The sequence below is a fragment of the Microbacterium sp. BH-3-3-3 genome (assembly GCF_007679045.1).
GTDB classification, from domain to species: Bacteria; Actinomycetota; Actinomycetes; order Actinomycetales; family Microbacteriaceae; genus Microbacterium; species Microbacterium algihabitans.
Window position 1 is genome coordinate 170,705 of sequence record NZ_VEFS01000002.1, and the last position, 20,542, is coordinate 191,246.

Sequence of the window (20,542 nt, forward strand, 5' to 3'; positions counted from 1 at the left end):
TCGAGGGAACACCATGACCGACCCGCTGCGTCCGTCCGACCACGCCGACGGCGACGGCGAGGAGATCACCCAGCCGCGCCTCGGTGCCGTCGGATGGCTGCGCTGGGGATGGCGCCAGCTGACCAGCATGCGCACCGCGCTGGTGCTGCTGCTCCTGCTCGCGATCGCCGCCGTCCCCGGCTCGCTCGTGCCGCAGCGCACCGCCGACCCGAACGGCGTCACGCAGTACTTCACCGACAACCCCGACCTCGCGCCGGTGCTCGACAAGCTCAGCCTGTTCGACGTGTACAGCTCGCCGTGGTTCTCGGCCATCTACCTGCTGCTGTTCATCTCGCTGATCGGCTGCGTGCTGCCGCGCACCAAGCACCACTGGAAGGCGCTGCGCTCGCAGCCCCCGCGCACGCCCGCCCGCCTGTCGCGCCTCGACGACCACCGCGAGCGTTCGTTCTCGGTGGAGGGAGATGCGGATGCCGCGGCGGCAGCCGCCGTCGAGAGCGCTGCCGCGCAGCTGCGCAAGAGCGGCTACCGCGTCGCGCGCTACGACGGTCGGGGCACCTTCTCGGTGTCGGCCGAGCGCGGATACCTGCGTGAGACCGGGAACCTCGTCTTCCACGCCGCCCTCGTGGGCGTGCTCGTGGCCGTCGGCGTCGGCGGCGGATTCACCTACACGGGCCAGCGCGTGCTCGTCGAGGGCCAGGCGTTCGCCAACAGCCTGCTCGACTACTCCTCGTTCAACCCGGGCCGCTTCGTCGGCGGCGACACCCTGACGCCCTACTCGATCACGCTCGACAAGTTCGACGTCAGCTACGTGCCGCCCGGCCAGCCCGGCTCGGGCCAGGCCGGCGACTTCATCGCCCACGTGACCACCCAGGCCCCCGGGCAAGACGCGCAGGACGGCGAGGTGCGCGTCAACCACCCGCTCGACGTGCAGGGCGACCGCGTCTACCTGCTCGGCAACGGCTACGCGCCGACCGTGACGATCCGCGACGCCGACGGCAAAGAGGTCTTCCACGACTCGATCGCCTTCCTGCCGCAGGACGCCAACATGACCTCGCTCGGCGTCATCAAGGTCGCCGACGGCCTGCCGCAACAGCTCGGTCTGCTCGGGTTCTTCTACCCGACGATGGACGTGCTCGACTCCGGAGCGCTGACCTCCACCTATGGCGGCCTCGAGTACCCGACGCTGACGCTGCGCGTCTACGAGGGCGACCTCGGCATCGACGACGGCACCCCGCGCTCGGTGTACACCCTCGACCCGTCGAAGATGACCCAGATCGCCGGCGGCGACAGCGGCACCCCGGCGCTGCAGCTCATGCCCGGCCAGACCGAAGACCTGCCCAACGGCCTCGGCACCATCACGTTCGAGAACGAGGCCCCCGCGGGCGCCACGGGCTACGAGCAGTCGGTCAAGCGCTTCGCCTCGCTGTCGATCCACCGCGACCTCGCCGGTCCCTGGGTGCTCGGCTTCGCGCTGCTCGCGCTGTTCGGACTGCTCGCGGCGCTGTTCGTGCCGCGCCGGCGCATGTGGGTCAAGGCGACCCCGAAGGGCGACACCGTGCTCGTCGAGTACGCCGGCCTCGCGCGCGGTGAAGACCCGACGCTGGCCTCCGCCGTCGACCAGCTCGCAGACAAGCACGGCGCCGTTGTTCCTTCGACCCACCCCGACACCGGAAAAGTAGACTGACACCATGACCGGAACCGACCCGCTTCTCCTCGATGAGATCTCCCTCCTCCTGGTGTGGACGGCGGTCACCATCTACGTGCTGGCGTTCATCGCCTACGCCATCGACCTCGCTCGGCGCAGCGACCTCGCGCTCAAGGCGAAAGACGAGGTCGTGGCCCGCGAGCTCGTGACCGCGGGCGGCGGGGGAGTCACCTCCGCATCGGCCGGGTCATCGGCATCCGCCCCCGCTCCGTCCAAGCCGCGGTACCTCTGGGCGCGACTGGGGACGGTGCTGACGGCGCTCGGCTTCGTGTTCCACCTGGTCGCGACCGTTCTGCGCGGCATCGCCGCCGAGCGCGTGCCGTGGTCGAACATGTACGAGTTCGCCATGACGGGCCTGCTGCTGATCATCGCGGTGTACCTGGCCGTGCTGACCCGCTACGACCTGCGCTTCCTCGGCTCGTTGATGACCGGCCTGGCCGTGCTGCTGCTCGGTGGAGCGACCCTGGCGTTCCACGTCGACGTCGTGCCCCTCGCCGACCCGCTGAAGTCGGTGTGGCTCGTCGTGCACGTGTTCGTCGCGAGCCTCGCGACCGCCCTGTTCGCCCTCGCGTTCGGGTTGTCGGTCGTGCAGCTCATCCAGACCCGTCGGGAGCGCAAGCTCGTCGACGCCCCGGTGGATGCCGAGCCGAAGCGCAGCTTCTTGCGCACCGTGCCGAACGCCGAGGCGCTCGAGTCGCTGGCCTACCGCTTCGCGATCGTCGGCTTCATCTTCTGGACCTTCACCCTCATCGCCGGATCCATCTGGGCCAACGACGCGTGGGGTCGCTTCTGGGGCTTCGACACCAAGGAAGTCTGGACCTTCGTCATCTGGGTGCTCTACGCCGGATACATCCACGCCCGCGCGACCCGCGGCTGGCGCGGCACCCGCTCGGCGTGGTTGTCGATCATCGGCTTCACCGCGGTGCTGTTCAACTTCACGATCGTCAACGTCTTCTTCAAGGGCCTGCACGCGTACAGCGGTCTGACGACCTGACGCGCGGCCTTCGTGCTCGAGGGCCCGTCCGGCATCGCGCCGGGCGGGCCCTCTCGCGTGTGCGGGGCGTCTCGCGTGTGCGGAGTGTTGCGCGTGTGCGGGGTGTTGCGCGGCGCGGGTCGAGCGCGGGTGCCGGGCTCACCACCTGTTGAGCGTCCTAAACACGCCGCATCTCGTCACACGTTGCGGCGTTTCCTGGACACTCAACGAGCGCTCCGCTGGAGCGCCGGGCTCCCCGACTGTTGAGTGTCCGAAACACGCCGCATCTCGTCGTGCGTCGGTGGCGACCCACAGCCGCCCGGCGAATCGGCGCCGTGTGGAGGAGCCGTCTGAGTCCCACAGACCCCCCACTGAGTGTCCAGGACATGCCGTGTCCACAAATCGCATGCGGCGTGTTTTGGACGCTCAACAGGCTTTTCGGCGCGGCATCCCTGCGCCGCACGCGCGACGCGAGGCGACTCGACGTGAGCGCGACGCGCCGGGCGGCCCGCGCCGCGCCGAGATCAGACCGGCTGGGCGGCGGCGCGGGTCGTCGTCGTGCGTCGGCGCACGACCACCAGCGTGGTCACCAGCAGCGACAGCACTGCCCACACCACGAATCCGGCCACGCCCGCGGCCACGCCGCCCGACGACGACAGGGCGCCGAGCATCGCGTCGTAGGCGGGGGCGGTGGGCAGCAGCGAGGCGGCGGCGGCCAGGGCCGGCGGCACGGTCGAGACGATGCTCGCCCCGAGCGCGAGGGCGCCGATGACGGCGGCGATCCAACGGCCCGCTCCGCCGAAGAGGGCGACGAGGGCCTGGTGCACAGCGGCGAACGCGATGCCTGCGGCGACGCAGACAAGGGCGAACAGCGCCCAGTCGCCCCAGTCGTACTTCGACGCGATCTGCACGACGCCGGCGACCAGCACGCCCTGCACCGCGCCGACGAGCGCGGCGGGCGCGAACCCGCGCAGGGCGACCAGCGCCGAGGGGCGACGGCTGGTCAGCGCGCGTGCCGACACGGCCTGGAACGCCACGAACGACGCCAGCCCGCCGAACCACAGCACGGCCATGGCCAGCAGCGGGACCGCGGCGAGGCCGAACAGCGAGTCGCTGGCCCCGGTCGCCGAGACGGGATCGGCCACGACGTCGGCGAGGTTCGTCGCTTGGGCGTCGGTGTAGGTCGGCAGCTGCGCGACGGCCTTGTCGAGACCGTCGGCGAGCGAGCCCGTTCCGGTCGCGACCTGGCTCACGCCGTCGGTGAGCTGGGCGGCTCCGGTCTCGGCGCCCGAGATCCCGGATGCCACCTGCGAGGCGCCCGAGCTGAGGGCGGCCGCTCCGGTGCCGAGCTGTCGCGTGCCGTCGGCGATCTTCGTCGCCCCGCCGGAGAGGCCGTCGATGCCGCCCGCGATGGTGGTGAGTCCGGATGCCGCTTCGCGCGCTCCTCCGGCGAGGCCGGTCGCGCCGTCGGCGAGCTGCTGGTTGGCGGCGGCGATCGCGCGGATGCCGGCGGGCAGCTGAGACGCTTGACCGGCGAGGTCGCCGATCTTCGTGACCGTCTCGGTGGCCTGGGGGAGCGCCTTCTTCGCCTCGGCGGCGGCGGTGCGCAGGGCCTGGCACTGCTCGGGTGTGCCGGTGCACTCCTCGGCGGCCTTCTGCAGCGCGGCGGCGGCGTCGACGAGCGCCTGGTTGACCTGCGGCGCGGCCTTCGACAGCGCGGCGGCGTCGTCGGCGAAGCCGGGTGGGATCTGGTCGGCGAGGCCGTTGATCTGCGTCGCGAGCTGCTGGTTGCCCGCGGCGACGCCGTCGGCTCCCCCCGCGAGCTTGTCGACTCCGGCGGCGGCGTCGCGCGTTCCGCCGGCGAGGGCGGTGGCTCCCGTGGCGAGCTGGCCGGCGCCGTCGGCGAGGGGCCCGGTGCCCGCGGCGAGCTGGCCGGCGCCGTCGGCGAGCTGCGAAGCTCCGCTCGAGAGCTGACCGAGGCCGTCGCGCAGGCTCCCGGCGCCGGTGGCGGCCTGCGAGGCGCCGTCGGCGAGCTGGTGGGCTCCGCTCGCCGCCGTGCCGAGCTGGTCGCTGAGGCTGGTGAAGCCGAGGAACACGTTCTTGAGGTACTGCGACGACAGCGTGCTGCCGAAGACGGAGGAGGCGGTGGATGCCAGCTGCGCGGTGATCGCGCCGTCGACCACGCGGGCGTCGGGCGCCGTCTGCACGCCGATGGTCGCCTTCTCGGGCGTCTCTCCGGGGCGGGTCGAGAGCGAGGCGGCGGTGAAGTTCTCGGGGATCGTGACGACGGCGGTGTAGGTGCCGTCGGCCAGGCCCGCGGCCGCGTCGTCGTCGTTCGAGATGACCCAGTCGATGTTGCTCGGCTGGTCGTCGGCGCCCTTGACCAGGCCGCCGGTGAGCTGGCGCCCGAGGGGGACCAGCTGCCCGTTCAGCTCGACGGCCTTGTCGTCGTTGACGATCGCGGCCGTGATGTTGTCGAGGCGGTCGGTGGGGTTGTAGAGGGCACCGACCAGGATGCCGCCGATCACCGCGGGCAGCAGGAGCACGCCGGTGAGGGTCAGCCAGGTGACGGGGCGGCGCGAGCGGGAGCGCTCGACGGGGAGAGTCATGCGAACACCTCGGAGAGATCGGCGAAGGTTTCGGGTTCGGGGCGGGGGCGGCGCGGCGTCGCGAGGGGGAGCGACGTCACGTCGGGCCGCTGGGCGGCGGACAGCAGGGCGAGGGCCCGCCGTTCGTCGCGGGCCGAGACGATGAGCGTGAACGGGGAGTCGTCGTCGCCGCTGCGCTCGCGCGCCTCGGTCGCGGCGAGGCGCAGCACCTCGGCGACGTCGTCACGGGTGTCGTCGTCGAGCCGGTCGACGTCGGAGATCACGACGATGCGGGTTCCGCGGGCGACGGCCTCGGCGACGTCGGAGCGCGCCCTGATCGGGTCGTCGAGCAGGGCGACGCCGACGCGGGCGCGCACGGCTCCCGCTCGCTCGGGCACGAGGAGCCCGTCGACGCGCAGGCGCCCCTCGATCTTCGACAGACGCCCGGCCAGGGTCAGCAGCAGCGTGCGGGTGGTGCGCGTCTCGCCGGTGACCAGCAGCGTGCCGCCGTACGGCAGTCGCACCGCGACGTCGCGGAACACCGGCTCCTCGGCATCCGTCGCCACGATCGTCTGCAGGTCTTCGGCCGCGATCGCGACCGGCGCGCCCGACGGCCAGTCGGCCAGGTGCACCTCGCGCTCGACGGCTTCGCCCTCGACGTCGAGCTTGGGCAGGATCCGGTCGAGCCAGCGCGGCATCCACCAGGCCTTCGCGCCGAGCAGGGCGAGGATCGCGGGCACGAGGGTCATGCGCACGAGGAACGCGTCGACCGCGACGCCGACGGCGAGGCCCAGCGCGATGGGCTTGAGGCTCGAGTCGCCCTCGGGCACGAACGCGACGAAGACCGCGAACATGATCACGGCGGCAGCCACGACCACGCGGGCCGAGCCCACGAAACCGCTGCGGACGGCACCGAGCGCGACCTCACGGGGGGTGCGACCCTCGCGCTTGGCGTGCACGTAGTCCTCGCGCATGCGCGAGACGAGGAACACCTGGTAGTCCATCGCGAGGCCGAACAGCACGCCCATCACGACGATGGGCATGAAGCTGATGATGGGTCCGACCTTGGCCACGTGCAGGGCATCGGCGAACCAGCCCCACTCGAACACCGCGGCGACGACGCCGAACGAGGCGGCGACCGACAGCAGGTATCCGCCGGCGGCGGTCAGCGGCACCCAGATCGAGCGGAACACGATCATCAGCAGCACGAGCGACAGCCCCACCACGAACAGCCCGAACGGCAGCAGGGCGGCGCCGAGCTGGTCGGAGATATCGATGGTGACGGCGGTGTAGCCGGTGACGAGCAGGTGCACGCCGAACTCGTCGTACAGGCGGGGCTCGGCCGCGCGCAGCTCGCGCACGAGGTCGGCGGTGCGCGGGTCGTCGGGCGCGGTCTCGGGCACGATCTGCACGATGCCGGTGTCGGCGGTGGCGTTCGGGGTGGCGAGGGCCACCTCGGCGACGCCCGGGATCTTGGCGATCTCGTCGCCGATGTCCTTCATCAGGGTGAGCGGGTCGTCGGAGGTGACGATCGTGCCGGTCATGATGAGCGGACCGTTGGCGCCGGGGCCGAAGTACTCGTCGGTCAGCTCGTAGGCGACGCGCGCCTCGTCGCCCTTCGGCAGCTGTCCGGCGTTGGGCAGCGTGAGGGCGAGCGAGGCCGCCGGGATGGCGGTGACGCCCAGCAGGCCGACGACGGCGACGGTGGTGATGACCGGATGCCGGGTGACAAGGCCGACCCAGCGCTTGGCGGGCCCGTTGCGCTGGGCGCGCACGGCCGCCGTGGAGGCGCGGCGCAGGCTCTCGGCGGCGGCCTCTTCCGCAGCCGCGGCGTCGTCTTCGGCGGAGGCCGTGCGGGAGCGCTTCTTCTGCTTCTTGTAGCCCCAGCCGACGACGCGGTGTCCGGCGAAGCCGAGGAACGCGGGGGTGAGGGTGAGGCCGACACACACGGCGATCGCGACGGCGACCGAGGCGGCGATGCCCATCGTGGTGAGGAAGGGGATGCCGGCGAAGCCCAGGCCGATGAGGGCGATGAGCACCGTGATGCCGGCGAAGACGACCGCGGAGCCGGCGGTGCCGACCGCGCGGGCGGTGGACTCCTCGGGGTCCATGCCGGCGCGCGTCTGATCCTGATGTCGAGAGACGATGAACAGCGCGTAGTCGATGCCGACCGCCAGGCCCAGCATCACCGCCAGCAGCGGAGTCGTCGACGACACCGTCGCGAAGCCGGTCGCGATGAAGATGAGCCCGATCGAGAGCGCCACACCCAGGATCGCGGTGGCCAGCGGCATCCCGGCCACGAGGAACGAGCGGAACGTCACCATGAGCACGAGGGCGGCGATGACCACGCCGAGCGCCTCGGTGATCGAGGCGCCGGGGATCTCGGTAGCGAACAGCTGCCCACCGAGCACGGCCTGCGAGCCGCTGGGCAGGGCGTCGCCGAGAGCGGTGGCGGCCTCGCGCAGTCCGTCTTCGGTCGCCGGGGGGACCGCCGTCGCCTCGCCCGAGAACTGGATGCGCACGATCGCGGCGCGGTCGTCGTCGGAGATGCCGCCCGAGATCTGGGAGTCATAGGGGTCGGTGACGGCCTCGACGAAGTCGAGGTCGGAGATGTCGCCCGTCGTCTTCTGGATGGCGCTCTGGTACTCGGGGTCGGTCACCTTCGCGCCGTCGGCCGAGACGACGATGATCTCGGCGCTCGCGCCGCTGACCTGGGGGAAGGTTCGTCCGAGCATCTCGAGGCCGGCCTGCGACTCGGTGCCGGGGATGGTGAAGGTGTTGTCGGTGCCCTTCGCGAGCAGGGCGACGCCGCCGCCGGCGAGCACGAGGATGAGCAACCAGGCGCTCAGCACGCGCCAGGGGTGACGGAACGACCAGCGACCCAGGGTGTACAGGAATGTCGACACGGCGGCTCCCACGATCGGTGAACGGGTCGATACATCACCGTATCGGATACATCAATGTATCGTAGTCGTCAGGGGAGGGCTCGAAGCTGAATCTCCCCCCAGAAACAGGAGGACGCGGATGACCGACACCGCCCCCGCACCGTCACGCCGTCGCGAGAACACGCGCACGCGCCTGATGGACGCCGCCGCCGAGATGTTCGCCGAGATCGGCATCGAGGCCGCATCGGTCGAGGCCATCTGCGAGCGCGCCGGATTCACGCGCGGAGCCTTCTACTCGAACTTCGGCTCGAAGGAGGAGCTGTTCCTCGCCCTCTGCGCCCGGTCGGCCGAGACCACCGTCGCCGCCGTGCGCGAGCGGGTCACCTCGATCGAGGATCGGGGGCTGGATGCCACGGGCGAGGTGCTGCAGCTCGTGCAGCAGGTGCTCGAGGTGACCGGCGACGACCGGCTCGACGTGCTGCTGGGCGCGGAGATCCGCGTGCAGGCACTGCGCAACCCCGAGTTCGCCGAGGCCTACCTCGCCCTCAACCGGGCCCTGGGCGAGAGCGTCACCCAATTGGTCACCGACATCGCGCAGGTGCGCGGGCTGTCGCTGCGGGTCTCGGCCGAGACGGCGACCGAGCTACTGCTGTCGGCGTGGGTGTCGACGGCCGAGACGGCGCTGATGACGCGTCAGACTCCCGCGGCCACGCGCGCCGCCCTCGGCGCCCGGCTCGAACAGCTCGTGCGCCTCATCCTCGAGTGACCTCGAGCAGCGCGTAGCAGCGACGCAGGCGCTCGATCCACCAGTCGCGGCGATCGTCGGCCGCGGCGACCCGGTCGAGCTCGGCGCCGGTCGGTCGCGGTCGCTCGAGCGACAGGAATCCGCCCGCGGCGCGCAGCGGAGACGCCACCACGTCGGCGGTGAAGAGCGAGGCGGTCGCGAGACCGCAGTCGTAGTCGAGCTCGGGCAGCGATGCCGCGAGCGCGACCCCCATCGACAGGCCGATCGAGGTGTCGAGGGCGCTCGAGACGACCACCGGAAGCCCCGCCTGCGCCACGATCTCGCGCGCGGCGTGCACTCCGCCCAGCGGCTGCGCCTTGACGACCAGCAGATCGGCTGCGCCCGAGCGCGCGACCCGCAGGGGGTCGGCCGCCTTGCGCACGCTCTCGTCGGCGGCGATCGGGATGTCGAGGTAGGCAATGCGCTCGCGCAGCTGCGCGAGCTCGTCGACCTCGGCGCAGGGCTGTTCCACGTACTCGAGGTCGAACTCCGCGAGCGCGTGCACCGCGCGCTCGGCCTCGTCGACGGTCCACGCCGCGTTCGCATCGACCCGCACGCGGCCCTCGGGGCCCAGCGCCTCGCGCACCGCACGCACCCGTTCGACGTCATCGGCGAGGTGCTGACCGGGCTCGGCGACCTTGACCTTGACCGTGCGGCATCCGTCGAACCTCGCGAGGATCCGCGCGACCTCGGATGCCGCGACGGCGGGCATCGTGGCGTTCACCCCGACCGCGTCGCGCACGGGTGCCGGCGACGCGCGCCATCCGTAGTCGATCGCCCCCGCCAGCCAGGTCGCGGCCTCGGCGTCGGCGTACTCGACGAAGGGCGAGAACTCCGTCCAGCCCTCGGGACCCTCGAAGACGAGGGCTTCGCGCGTCTCGACTCCGCGGAACCGCGCGGCCAGGGGGAGGGCGACGACCCGCGCCGTGGCGAGGACGTCGGCGAGAGGGGGGAGGGCGACGGTGCTCATGCCCTCATCCTGCCGCTCAGCGCGGTCCGCCGCCGCCGAACCCGCCGAACCAGAACGTCTGACGTTCAACCGTGTACGAGGACAGGTCGGGGGTCGACTCGAGCGACTCCTTCGCGGCCTCCGACTGCTCGTGCGTGCGTCGCGGGCCGAACACGTAATCGCGCACTCGCGCGAGCCTCGACATCTTCTTCGTCATGATGACTCCGATCGTCTGGCCTCTCCACGGTACGTGCCTCGGCGCGGGGAATCCACCCGCCCCGGTGTCGGAGGGCGGGCATAGGCTGACGCCATGCTCTTCGATACCCCCGTCCGGCTCGGTGTGCAGATCCAGCCGCAGCACGTGCAGTACTCCGACATCCGCGACGCCGTCTTCCGTCTCGAAGAGATGGGCGTCGACGTCCTGTTCAACTGGGACCATTTCTTCCCGCTCTACGGAGACCCCGACGGCGAGCACTTCGAGGCGTGGACGATGCTGTCGGCCTGGGCCGAGCAGACCGAGCGCGTCGAGTTCGGCGCCCTCGTCAACTGCAACAGCTATCGCAACGCCGACCTGCAGGCCGACATGGCCCGTACCGTCGACCACATCAGCAAGAAGGGCGGCGACACCGGCCGCTTCATCTTCGGCACGGGTTCGGGCTGGTTCCAGCGCGACTACGACGAGTACGGCTACGACTTCGGCACGGCCGGTTCCAGGCTGAACGCGCTCGCCGCCGACCTCGACCGCGTCGTCGACCGCTGGGGCAAGCTCAACCCCGCGCCCACCCGCAAGATCCCCGTGATGATCGGCGGCAAGGGCGAGCAGAAGACGCTGCGCATGGTCGCACGTCACGCCGACATTTGGCACAGCTTCGTCACGCCCGACGAGCTGCCGCACAAGTTCGAGGTCATCGAGCGCTGGGCCGAGACCGAGCAGCGCGACCTGTCGGGTCTGGTCGTCTCGAACGAGCTCAAGGACCGCGACGAAGACGTGGCCGACGCCCTCTTCGACGCCGGGACCCGCCTTTTCACGCTCGGCTTCTCGGGCCCCGAGTGGGACTACTCGCTCGTCGAGCGCTGGCTGCACTGGCGCGACGGCAAGAACGCGTGAGCGGTGCGGCGCCCCGATCCGTTCGGGGCGCCGCCTGCACTCACGGCTTGAACTGTGCGCCGCCGGACGTGCCCGTCCAGGTCTTCGCGGCTTCGCCGGCGTAGTACGCGGTCTCGCTCTGATGGTTCATCGAGCGCCGCGCGTCTTCGGACTGGTCATGCGAGGGCGCTCCGACGAAGTATTCGCGGATGCGGCCCAGGATCGACACCTTCTTCGTCATGCTGACTCCGATCGTCGGGGTCGTCCAGGTTACCGACGGCGGACGGACACGTCGAGCACAACGTGCCTCGGCGTCAGTCGTCGGCGAGCATTCGGGGGAGGTATCCCAATACATCGAGCCGACGGATGAGCCGAAGAGCGATGGGGCCTCGAGCCAAGGACAGTCTGTAGAAGCGCGGGCCCTCCTCCGCTTGCTGGAGAAAGTGTCGTTCCCGTAGTCCTCGTATGAACCGTGAGCGATATGAGGGAGAGCCCGGGACGACGTCTTCCAGATCACCCGACTTGATGACGCCCCGTTCCAGCGCGATGCGCAGCGCATCATGCTCCTGGCTCGATACCAACCCGTCCCGTCGGAGACCATCGAGAGCCGGGGCGACGACCTGATCGATGACGAACGCATGCTGTTGCAAGTCCACGAGCCTCGCGATGTCATCGCGGATGCCCGTGACGAAGTACTCCGCCCACGCGATCGTGCCGACGTCCGAGAGGTCGTCGGCGGCCTCGAGCGCCGAGATGTACGAGTCCCGGTCGTTCCCGAACACCGCGGTCGGATTGAGCGCGCTGTAACCCCGCGTCGCGAAGACGGTCTTGCGCAGCATCGCGTAGGTGAAGAGGCGTGAGACGCGCCCGTTCCCGTTGCGGAAAGGGTGAATCCACACGAAGCGGTGGTGGGCGATGGCGATCTGGAGCATCTGCTCGTGCAGCGGACGATCCTCGTTGGCGAAGTCGAGGAGGGCGCTCATCTCCGCGTGAACCGTGACCCAGCTGGGAGGCCTGTGGTCCGACTCGACGATCCCGACCTCGACATCGCGGTACGCGCCGGGAGTGGGGTCGCCCTCACGGACGAGATCAGCAACGACGCGCTGGTGGAGTTCCCGCACGAGGGCGTGGGTCAGTGGAGTGTGCGCGTCGAGCTCATCGATGAAGCGCACCGCCGCGGCGATGTTCGTGATCTCGCGCTGGGGATCCGACTGAGAGTCGGTCCGTTCAATGGCCTCGTAGACGGTGGTGTGATTACCCTCGATACGAGCCGACACCACGCTCATCACAAAATCGAAGAGGCGGTGCAGCTCGACGTACGTGTCGTAAGGCGTGTCGCCCGTTCCGATGTCCGCGCGCAGTCTCTCGATCTCGAACAGCGTCGCGACGAGATCGGAGCCGAAATCGAGTCTCGGGATGGTGTACTTGCCTGGCACGCTGCTCCTGTTTTGCGGTAGCGGAGAGAACTATTTGCATCTTGAAGACAAAATGGGCCGTATCTAGGTGAAATTCTCGCGTGTCTACCTTCGCACAATTTGCATGCGAGCTGTAAAGAACTTGCTCGGGACGCCGCGCTCGGGTTGCGTGCCGCCGGTGCGTGGAACGCCCGCGCGTAGGCTGAACGGGTGACCGTCTCCGAGCTCTTCGACCCCGCGGAATGGACCCTGGCGCCCGGCGCCGAGGACTACACCGACATCACCGCCCACGTCACGCACGACGGCCGGGTCGCGCGCATCGCCTTCGATCGACCCGAGGTGCGCAACGCCTTCCGCCCGCACACGGTCGACGAGCTGTACCGCGCCCTCGACATCGCGCGGCAGGACCACCGCATCGGCGTCGTGCTGCTCACCGGCAACGGCCCGAGTCCGAAAGACGGCGGCTGGGCGTTCTGCTCCGGCGGCGACCAGCGCATCCGCGGTCGCGACGGCTACAAGTACTCCACCGACGAGACCACGGTGCACGATCCGGGTCGCGCGGGTCGCCTGCACATCCTCGAGGTGCAGCGGTTGATCCGCTTCATGCCGAAGGTCGTCATCGCCGTCGTCCCGGGCTGGGCGGCCGGCGGCGGGCACTCGCTCAACGTCGTGTGCGACCTGTCGATCGCGAGCGCCGAGCACGGTCGTTTCAAGCAGACGGATGCCGATGTCGGCTCGTTCGACGCCGGCTACGGCTCGGCCTACTTCGCGCGGCAGATCGGCCAGAAGTTCGCCCGCGAGATCTTCTTCCTCGCCGAGGAGTACTCCGCCGAGCGCGCGTACGAGATGGGCGCGGTCAACCGCGTCGTGCCGCACGCCGAGCTCGAGCGCGAAGCCCTCTCGATGGCGCGCACGATCCTGACGAAGTCGCCCACCGCGATCCGCATGCTCAAGTACGCCTTCAATGCGGTCGACGACGGACTCGTGGGCCAGCAGCTGTTCGCCGGCGAAGCCACGCGCCTGGCGTACGGCACCGACGAAGCGGCCGAGGGGCGCGACTCGTTCCTCGAGAAGCGCGACCCCGACTGGTCCGACGTGCCGTGGCACTACTGAGCGCCGGGTCGCACGCGTGAGGCTCGAGCCGCCGGCATCCGGGGATCCCCGCGACGTGCTCCGCGCGCTGCGCTCAGCCGTGCTCGGCGCAGGTCCCGCCGTTGCCCTCGGGGGAGACGCGGCGCCGCGCGAAGCCCCCGCGGGCACGGCCGCGGTGGTGACCACGTCGGGTTCGACGGGCGTGCCGAAGTCGGTGGTGATCTCGCGCAACGCCCTGATCAGCAGCGCGTATGCCACGGCCGCGCGCCTCGGCGAGGGGGCCTGGCTGCTCGCGGTGCCGGCGACCTACGTCGCGGGGGTGCAGGTGATCGTGCGCGCGCTGCTCGCCGATCGCGAGCCCGCCGTGGTGGCGGGGCCCTTCCGCGCCGAGCCGTTCGCGGCGGCGGCCCTCGGCATGGCCTCGCACCTCGACGGTGCGCGGGTTCCGACCTACACCTCACTCGTCCCCGCCCAACTGCAGCGGTTGCTCGACGCCGCCGAGCATGACGACACGGTCGCCCAGGCGCTGCGGTCGTTCGAGGCGATCCTCATCGGTGGCCAGGCGCTCGCCCCCGCGGTGCGGGAGCGCGCCGCAGAGGTCGGGGCGCGGATCGTGCGCACCTACGGCTCGAGCGAGACCAGCGGCGGGTGCGTCTACGACGGCGTCCCGCTCGACGGCGTCGGCATGCGCATCGTCGCGGGCGAGGTGCAGTTGTCGGGCCCCACTCTCGCCGATGGCTATCTCGACGACCCGGCGCGCACGGCCTCCGTCTTCCCCGTCGAGGCCGACGGCACCCGCTGGTACCGCACCGGCGACGGGGGAGAGATCGTCGACGGGGTGCTGCAGGTGACGGGACGCCTCGACAACGTCATCGTCTCGGGCGGGGTCAACGTGTCGCTCGATCGCGTGGAGGCCGCGGTGCGCGGCATCCGGGGTCTCGAATCCGCCGTGGTGGTTCCGATCCCGGATGCCACCTGGGGCCAGGGATCCGCCGTGGTGATCCCCGGGCTCTCCGTCGTCGACGAGAGCGAGGTGCTCGAACGCGTGCGCCGGGCGGTCGGCGAGGCGGTGGGCGCGCCGGCTCGTCCGGCACGGGTCATCGCGGTCGACGAACTGCCGACTCTCACCTCCGGAAAGCCCGACCGTGCGGCCCTGCGGCGACTGGCCGAGACCGGCGCGACCGGCGCGCGGGATTAGGATGACCCTCCGTGGCAGCTCCCTCTCGTAAGCGTTCGAACACCGCCAAGAAGCGTCATCCCGGCGGCAATCCGCAGAAGCCGAAGAGCGGCGCTCCGCAGGCCGTCGCCAAAGCGACCGCGCGCGACTGGATCGCCGCCGCTCGCCTGCGCACGTTGCCGCTGGCCATCACCCCGGTGCTGATCGGGACGGGCGCTGCGACGCTGGTCGACGATCAGCTGCATTGGGTGATCGCCCTCGCGTGCCTCGCCGTCGCCTTCGCGCTGCAGATCGGCGTCAACTACGCCAACGACTACTCCGACGGCATCCGCGGCACCGACGACGTGCGCGTGGGCCCGGGACGCCTGACCGGGGGCAAGAAGGCGAAGCCGCGGACGGTGCTCGTCGTCGCGCTGGGGTTCTTCGCGCTCGCCGCGGTCATCGGTCTCGCCCTCGTGATCCGCACGGGTCAGTGGTGGCTCATCCTCGTCGGAGCGCTGTGCATCGTCGCGGCGTGGTTCTACACCGGCGGAAAGCGCCCCTACGGTTACAACGCGATGGGCGAGATCTTCGTCTTCGTCTTCTTCGGCCTGGTCGCCACCCTCGGCACGACCTGGCTGCAGGTGCTGTCGCTCCCGCAGGAGGCCTGGTTCGGGGCGGTGGCCGCGGGACTCCTCGCCTGCGCGGTGCTGCTCGCCAACAACCTGCGCGACATCGACCAGGACCGCCTCGCGGGAAAGCGCACGCTGTCGGTGCTCATCGGGCGCCGCGCGACGCAGGTGCTCTTCACGCTGTTCGTGCTGATCCCGTTCGGGATCGCGGTGTTTCTCGCCGTGTTCTACCCGGTCGCGTGGCTCACGCTCATCGCGCTGTTGGGCGGACTTGCGGCGATCCTCATCGTCTGGACCTACCGGACCCCGCGCGAGCTGATCACCGCGCTGCAGGTCACGAGCTTCACCTCGGTCGCGTACGGCGCTCTGCTGTTCTGGGCGTTCGTGGCGGGCTGAAGCTCAGCGGAGGTCGGCGCGAGGCTCGTCGTCGGGGCGGGCCGCGTCGACGACCGCGTCTTCGGCGTCGGCGTCGCTCTCGGCTCCGGAGCGGCGGCCCGTGGCGGTGCGCTGGGCGCGACGCTCAGCGAGACCCCCGGTGACCTTGTCGAGCGGGCGGCGCAGGAACAGCAGCGACAGGCTGAAGCCGATCAGGGCGGCGAAGATCGCCGCGAGCCACGGCAGTTCCTGGAACACCGGGAACAGCAGCAGGATGCCGAGGGGCACGAGGAATGCGAGGAGTCGCAGGACCGTGTAGACGAGGGCCGAACGAGCACGCATCCTTCGATTCTACGGCGGAGGGTCGGCGCCCGAGTCCGGGTGGTTCGACGGTGAAGTGGACCGCCGACTCCGGGCCGCTGTCCAGCCGACGCACGTAGACTCGGGTCATGGCACGGTTGCTTCTCATCTTGGCGCTCGTGGCGACCGTCTTCTGGGTCTACACGATCGTGGATTGCGCCGTGCAGAATCCGTCCCGCCACCGCGGTGTGAACAAGCCCGCGTGGCTGGCGATCGTCATCCTGCTCCCCGTCCTCGGCGGCATCCTCTGGTTCCTGATCGGCCGCGGACGTGCGACGAACACCGTGGTGCGACGTGCCCCCGACGACGACCCCGAGTTCCTCGGCCGCATGACCGCCTCGGCCCGTGCCGAGCAGGACGAGCGCATCCGCCGTCTCGAAGAGGAGCTGGCGCAGCTCGACTCCGAGGCCGACGACCCGGCTCCGCCCCAGAAGGCGACCGGTCAGGGCGAGACGCCCGAGAAGGGCTCCGGAGCCCCCGGCACCCCCGGAACCGGCGACGACGACACCCGCGGTCAGCGCGGCGCCGTCGGCTGAACCGTGGTCTCCGACACCGTGCGTTCCGCCGCGCCCGCCACCGATGCCGCGGCGGCCCTGCTCGCCGGTCTCGTCTCGCGTGGCGTGCGCCACGTCGTGGTCAGCCCGGGCTCGCGCTCGCAGGCCCTGGCCCTCGTCGCCGCCGACCTCGAGCGCGCCGGCCTGATCGAGCTGCACGTGCGCATCGACGAACGCGTCGCCGGCTTCACCGCCCTCGGCATCGGCCGTGAGACCGGGATCCCCGCCGCGGTCGTCTGCACCTCGGGCACCGCGGTGGCCAACCTGGTGCCCGCCGTGCTGGAGGCCCACCACGCGGGGGTGCCGCTCGTGCTGCTCACCGCCGATCGCCCGCCTGAGCTCCGCGGCGTCGGGGCCAACCAGACCACCCGTCAGCCCGGTCTCTTCCGGTCCGCCGTGCGCTTCGAGGCCGATCTGGCCGTGCCCGAGCTCGTCGACGACGACGGGTCGAGCGAGCAGAGCATCGCCCTCGACGCGGTCGCCGCCGACACGCTCGCGGCGGCCCTCGGCGAGGGCTCCCGCGCGGCCGGGCCCGTGCACCTGAACGTCCCCTTCCGCGAACCCCTCGCGGGGGCGTCTCCGTCATGGCTGGCGGAGCGGGCGGCATCCGGGATCATCGCCGAAGCCGTCGCGGCCGACGAGTCCGGCGAGGACGACGGATCCGGTGCCCTGTACCAGGGCGGCGGGGGCATCGGTGAAGCCGATGTCGCGCCCGACGCCGAAGGCCCGCACCCCGTCGAACTCGGGCTGCGCACGATCGTCGTCGCCGGCGCCGACGCCGGAGCGGCCGCCGAGCAGTTCGCCCACGACGGCGGCTTCCCGTTGGTCGCGGAGATCGTCAGCGGCGCGCGTTTCGGCCGCCAGATCGTGCACGGCTACCGCGCGCTGCTCGACGACCCCGAGCTCGGCGGACGCATCGAACGCGTCGTGGTGTTCGGTCGGCCCACCCTCAGCCGCCAGGTGACGCGTCTGCTCATGCGCGACGACGCCGAGGTGCTCGCCGTGCGCGGACCGGGTGAACCCATCAACCTCAACGGGTCGACGGTCGCGGTCGACGCGGTGCGCGTGGGCGACGGGGCCCCCGATCGCGAGTGGCTCGGGGCGTGGATGCGCGCCTCGCGCGCGCACCTGGTGGATCTGTCTCCGCCCGCCCCCGACGCCGACGGCCTCGCCTCGGCCGTGCCGCACGAGCGTCTGGGCGCCCTGAACGCCGAGGTCGAGGTGATGCGCGCCCCCATCGACCGCGCCGCTCTCGTCGATGCCCTCTGGCGCGCGAGCTGGCCGCACGACCGGCTCGTCTTCGGGTCGTCGCGCATCGTGCGCGTCGCCGACGAACTGCTGGGCGGCAAGAAGGTCGCCGTGCACTCCAACCGGGGGCTTGCGGGCATCGACGGCACCATCGCGACCGCGACCGGGATCGCCCTCGCGAGCCAGGTCGACGATCGGCCCGGCGTCACCCGTCTGCTGCTCGGCGATCTCGCCTTCCTCCACGACATGGGCGCGCTGATGCTTCCCCCCGGCGAGCACGAGCCGCGCCTGCAGGTCGTGGTCGGCAACGACGGCGGCGGCACGATCTTCGACGGACTCGAGGTCGCCTCGGTCGCAGGCGACGACGCCATGACGCGCGTGCAGTACACCCCGCACACCGCACGCCTCGAGCAGCTCGCCCTCGCGTTCGGCTGGGAGTACCACCGTTGCACCACGCGCGTCGCGCTCGACCAGGTGCTCACCGCCCCCACCGGTGGTCGGCAGCTGATCGAGGTCCCCCTTCCGCGCTGAGTCCGCTCCGTCAACGGGTGGCGATGATCCCGGATGCCGCGGCAGCATGACCCCATGAGCTCGAAGAACCGCTGGTCCACGCCCGCCGCCGCCGCCCTGAGCGTCGAGCCCGGGTTCCGCCTCGCCGACGTCGACCCCCGTTCGACCCCGGGATACGACGGCGACAAGGACGACGGGAAGGCGGACCTCGAGGCCGGTCGCGCCCCGCTCGAGGCTCTGCAGGAGCGCCTCTTCGCGCAGAGCGTCGCGGGCACGGCGACCGGATCGGTGCTGCTCGTGCTGCAGGCGATGGACACCGCGGGCAAGGGCGGCATCGTCCGTCACGTCGTGGGGGCCGTCGACCCGCAGGGGGTGGAGCTCGCCTCGTTCAAGAAGCCGACCGCCGAAGAGCTCGCGCACGACTTCCTCTGGCGCATCGAGAAGAGGCTCCCGGATGCCGGGCGTATCGGCGTTTTCGACCGCTCGCACTACGAGGACGTGCTCATCGGCCGGGTGCGCTCGCTCGCCCCCGCCGACGAGATCGAGCGGCGCTACGGCGCGATCGTGGCGTTCGAGGCGCAGGCCGCCGAGATGGGCATCCGCGTGGTCAAGGTCATGCTGCACATCTCGAAGGACGAGCAGCGCGAGCGCCTCGCCGAACGGCTCGACCGCCCCGACAAGCACTGGAAGTACAACCCGGGCGACGTCGACGAGCGCGAACTGTGGGACTCGTACATGGACGCCTACCAGGTGGCGATCGAGCGCACGTCGACGCCCCTGGCGCCCTGGCACGTGGTTCCCGCCGATCGCAAGTGGTACGCCCGCCTCGCGGTGCAGCGCCTGCTCATCGACGCCCTCGAGCAGATCAACCCGCAGTGGCCCGCGGCCGACTACGACGTCGAAGCGGAGAAGAAGCGGCTCGCAGAGTCCTGACTCAGGCGAGCGCCTCGACGATCGGGCGGAACTTCACCCGCGTCTCGAGCAGCTCCGACTCGGGCACGCTGTCGGCCACGATTCCGGCGCCGGCGTAGGCCGTGATCGGTGCGGTCGGCGAGGAGGGGGCGGACCGATCGATCTGCGCACAGCGCAACGCGATCGCCCACTCGCCGTCGCCCGAGGCGGCCGTCCACCCGACCGCGCCGGCGTAGCGGCCCCGGTCGAAGGGCTCGAGCCGGCGGATGACGTCCATCGCCGCGGGAGTCGGTGTCCCCGCCACCGCGGCCGTGGGGTGGAGCACCCCGAGCAGGTCGAGTGAAGAGGCGTCTTCGCTCAGCACGCCCTCGACGTCGGTGGCGAGATGCCACACGTTCGGCAGCTTCAGCGTGAACGGCTGATCCTCGGCCGCGAGCGACGAGGTGTGCGGACCGAGCGCCTTGAGCACGCTCTGCACGGCGAAGCGGTGCTCGTCCTGGTCTTTGGTGCTGCGGGTGAGGCCGATGGCCGCCGCCACGTCGGCGTCGGCGTCGCCGCCGCGCGCGACCGTCCCCGCGAGCACCCGCGCCGAGACCGTCCCGTTCGACACCGTCACCAGCGTCTCGGGGCTCGCCCCGATGAGTCCGTCGACCGCGAAGACCCAGCAGTCGGGATAGCCCTCGAGCAGCGACCGCACGAGCCGGCGCAGGTCGGAACCCGCCGGGATCGTGCCCGTGATGTCGCGGGCGAGCACGACCTTTCCCACCTCGCGCCGGCCGATCGCCTCGATTGCCTGGCGCACGGCATCCTGATACTTCTCCGCCGTCTGGCGGCCCGGGCCCAGCGTCGCCGACCAGTGCGGACCGAAGGGCGAGCGCGGAGGCAGCTCGGGCTCGGGCTCGTCGGGGGTGTCGTCGAAGGCGAGCCGCGTGACCCACGCCCGTCCGCTATGGCGGCCGACGATCATGCCGGGCACGCGCAGCACGTTCTCGCGCTCGGACTCGGGGTCGAAGACGAACGATCCGAACGCCACCAGACCCGAACCGGGCAGCTGCACCGGATCGTCGACCTCGGCGGCCGCGGCGATCGCGCGCCAGCGCTCCGAGATCGTGGCATCGCCCGGCTGCGCGCCCGTGTAGCGCAGGGTCAGCAGGTCGCCGAAGGCCGCGAGCGACTCCCCGCGACGGCTCCAGAACAGCGGGTCGTAAGGGGTGGTGTAGGCGAGCACGTCGTCCATGGGGGGCAGCTCGCGCGTGACCACGCGCAGGCGCGGCACGACGTCATCCGCGGGTTCCGGCACGCCTGCCAGCGTAGACC

18 protein-coding genes are annotated in these 20,542 nt (G+C 71.2%); 10 read left to right on the top strand and 8 right to left on the bottom strand.

The features are described 5' to 3' along the window. Nucleotides 1-13 precede the first annotated feature (13 nt). Together FS769_RS08630 and ccsB are read left to right on the top strand one after the other, a co-directional pair. Entirely contained in the window at nt 14-1,684 is a 1,671-nt protein-coding gene (locus FS769_RS08630; protein WP_144832439.1) for a cytochrome c biogenesis protein ResB, read from the top strand. Between the two features lie 4 nt (nt 1,685-1,688). Continuing rightward, nucleotides 1,689-2,699, top strand: coding sequence for a c-type cytochrome biogenesis protein CcsB (gene ccsB / locus FS769_RS08635; protein WP_144832442.1), 1,011 nt, complete (start codon nt 1,689-1,691; stop codon nt 2,697-2,699). A gap of 503 nt (nt 2,700-3,202) precedes the next feature. Here the strand turns inward: ccsB and FS769_RS08640 are convergent. Further along, on the bottom strand, nt 3,203-5,287 hold the full coding sequence (locus FS769_RS08640) for a YhgE/Pip domain-containing protein (protein WP_144832444.1): 2,085 nt from the start codon (nt 5,285-5,287) through the stop codon (nt 3,203-3,205). Next, on the bottom strand, nt 5,284-8,172 hold the full coding sequence (locus FS769_RS08645; protein WP_144832448.1) for an MMPL family transporter: 2,889 nt from the start codon (nt 8,170-8,172) through the stop codon (nt 5,284-5,286). Before FS769_RS08645 ends, FS769_RS08640 begins: the two co-directional genes overlap by 4 nt. A 118-nt stretch (nt 8,173-8,290) precedes the next feature. On the opposite strand from FS769_RS08645, the gene FS769_RS08650 reads away from it, so the two are divergent. After that, a complete protein-coding gene (locus tag FS769_RS08650) occupies nt 8,291-8,917 on the top strand; it encodes a TetR/AcrR family transcriptional regulator (protein WP_144832451.1) in 627 nt (208 codons plus the stop codon). On the opposite strand, the gene FS769_RS08655 is transcribed toward FS769_RS08650, so the two are convergent. Together FS769_RS08655 and FS769_RS08660 are read right to left on the bottom strand one after the other, a co-directional pair. Further along, nucleotides 8,904-9,905, bottom strand: coding sequence for an o-succinylbenzoate synthase (locus FS769_RS08655; RefSeq protein ID WP_144832454.1), 1,002 nt, complete (start codon nt 9,903-9,905; stop codon nt 8,904-8,906). The two genes, FS769_RS08650 and FS769_RS08655, sit on opposite strands and share 14 nt — an antisense overlap. 16 nt (nt 9,906-9,921) lie before the next feature. Continuing rightward, nucleotides 9,922-10,101 (bottom strand): hypothetical protein, encoded by a 180-nt coding sequence (locus FS769_RS08660; RefSeq protein WP_144832457.1) that lies wholly within the window; start codon nt 10,099-10,101, stop codon nt 9,922-9,924. 93 nt (nt 10,102-10,194) lie between these two features. Here FS769_RS08660 and FS769_RS08665 point away from each other — a divergent pair, with 93 nt between their 5' ends. After that, nucleotides 10,195-10,992, top strand: a complete 798-nt coding sequence (locus FS769_RS08665; protein WP_144832461.1) for an LLM class F420-dependent oxidoreductase — start codon at nt 10,195-10,197, stop codon at nt 10,990-10,992. Nucleotides 10,993-11,032: 40 nt separating this feature from the next. On the opposite strand, the gene FS769_RS08670 is transcribed toward FS769_RS08665, so the two are convergent. Beyond that, a complete protein-coding gene (locus tag FS769_RS08670; RefSeq protein ID WP_144832464.1) occupies nt 11,033-11,212 on the bottom strand; it encodes a hypothetical protein in 180 nt (59 codons plus the stop codon). A 73-nt stretch (nt 11,213-11,285) separates the two neighbouring features. Then, the gene (locus tag FS769_RS08675; protein WP_144832467.1) at nt 11,286-12,407 is read right to left on the bottom strand and encodes a Fic family protein; all 1,122 of its coding nucleotides are present in this window, start codon (nt 12,405-12,407) and stop codon (nt 11,286-11,288) included. A 189-nt stretch (nt 12,408-12,596) separates the two neighbouring features. Between FS769_RS08675 and FS769_RS08680 the strand changes: the two genes are divergently transcribed. The 3 genes from FS769_RS08680 to FS769_RS08690 are packed head-to-tail and all read left to right on the top strand — an operon-like array spanning nt 12,597 to nt 15,662. After that, entirely contained in the window at nt 12,597-13,499 is a 903-nt protein-coding gene (locus FS769_RS08680; protein ID WP_144832470.1) for a 1,4-dihydroxy-2-naphthoyl-CoA synthase, read from the top strand. Nucleotides 13,500-13,515: 16 nt separating this feature from the next. Then, nucleotides 13,516-14,676, top strand: coding sequence for an AMP-binding protein (locus FS769_RS08685; RefSeq protein ID WP_144832473.1), 1,161 nt, complete (start codon nt 13,516-13,518; stop codon nt 14,674-14,676). Nucleotides 14,677-14,687: 11 nt separating this feature from the next. Next, complete coding sequence (locus FS769_RS08690) at nt 14,688-15,662, top strand: 1,4-dihydroxy-2-naphthoate polyprenyltransferase (RefSeq protein WP_144832476.1); 975 nt, start codon at nt 14,688-14,690, stop codon at nt 15,660-15,662. Between the two features lie 3 nt (nt 15,663-15,665). Here the strand turns inward: FS769_RS08690 and FS769_RS08695 are convergent, their stop codons facing one another. Further along, entirely contained in the window at nt 15,666-15,983 is a 318-nt protein-coding gene (locus FS769_RS08695; RefSeq protein ID WP_144832479.1) for a DUF4229 domain-containing protein, read from the bottom strand. A gap of 107 nt (nt 15,984-16,090) precedes the next feature. On the opposite strand from FS769_RS08695, the gene FS769_RS08700 reads away from it, so the two are divergent. Genes FS769_RS08700 through FS769_RS08710 form a run of 3 tightly spaced genes read left to right on the top strand, consistent with a single transcriptional unit; the run spans nt 16,091 to nt 19,246 of the window. Next, nucleotides 16,091-16,537, top strand: a complete 447-nt coding sequence (locus FS769_RS08700) for a PLDc N-terminal domain-containing protein (RefSeq protein WP_144832481.1) — start codon at nt 16,091-16,093, stop codon at nt 16,535-16,537. 3 nt (nt 16,538-16,540) lie between these two features. Continuing rightward, complete coding sequence (menD, locus tag FS769_RS08705; protein WP_144832484.1) at nt 16,541-18,334, top strand: 2-succinyl-5-enolpyruvyl-6-hydroxy-3-cyclohexene-1-carboxylic-acid synthase; 1,794 nt, start codon at nt 16,541-16,543, stop codon at nt 18,332-18,334. Between the two features lie 54 nt (nt 18,335-18,388). Further along, nucleotides 18,389-19,246, top strand: a complete 858-nt coding sequence (locus FS769_RS08710; protein ID WP_144832487.1) for a PPK2 family polyphosphate kinase — start codon at nt 18,389-18,391, stop codon at nt 19,244-19,246. 1 nt (nt 19,247) lies between these two features. On the opposite strand, the gene FS769_RS08715 is transcribed toward FS769_RS08710, so the two are convergent. Beyond that, nucleotides 19,248-20,462, bottom strand: a complete 1,215-nt coding sequence (locus tag FS769_RS08715; RefSeq protein WP_144833107.1) for an isochorismate synthase MenF — start codon at nt 20,460-20,462, stop codon at nt 19,248-19,250. Nucleotides 20,463-20,542 lie beyond the last annotated feature (80 nt).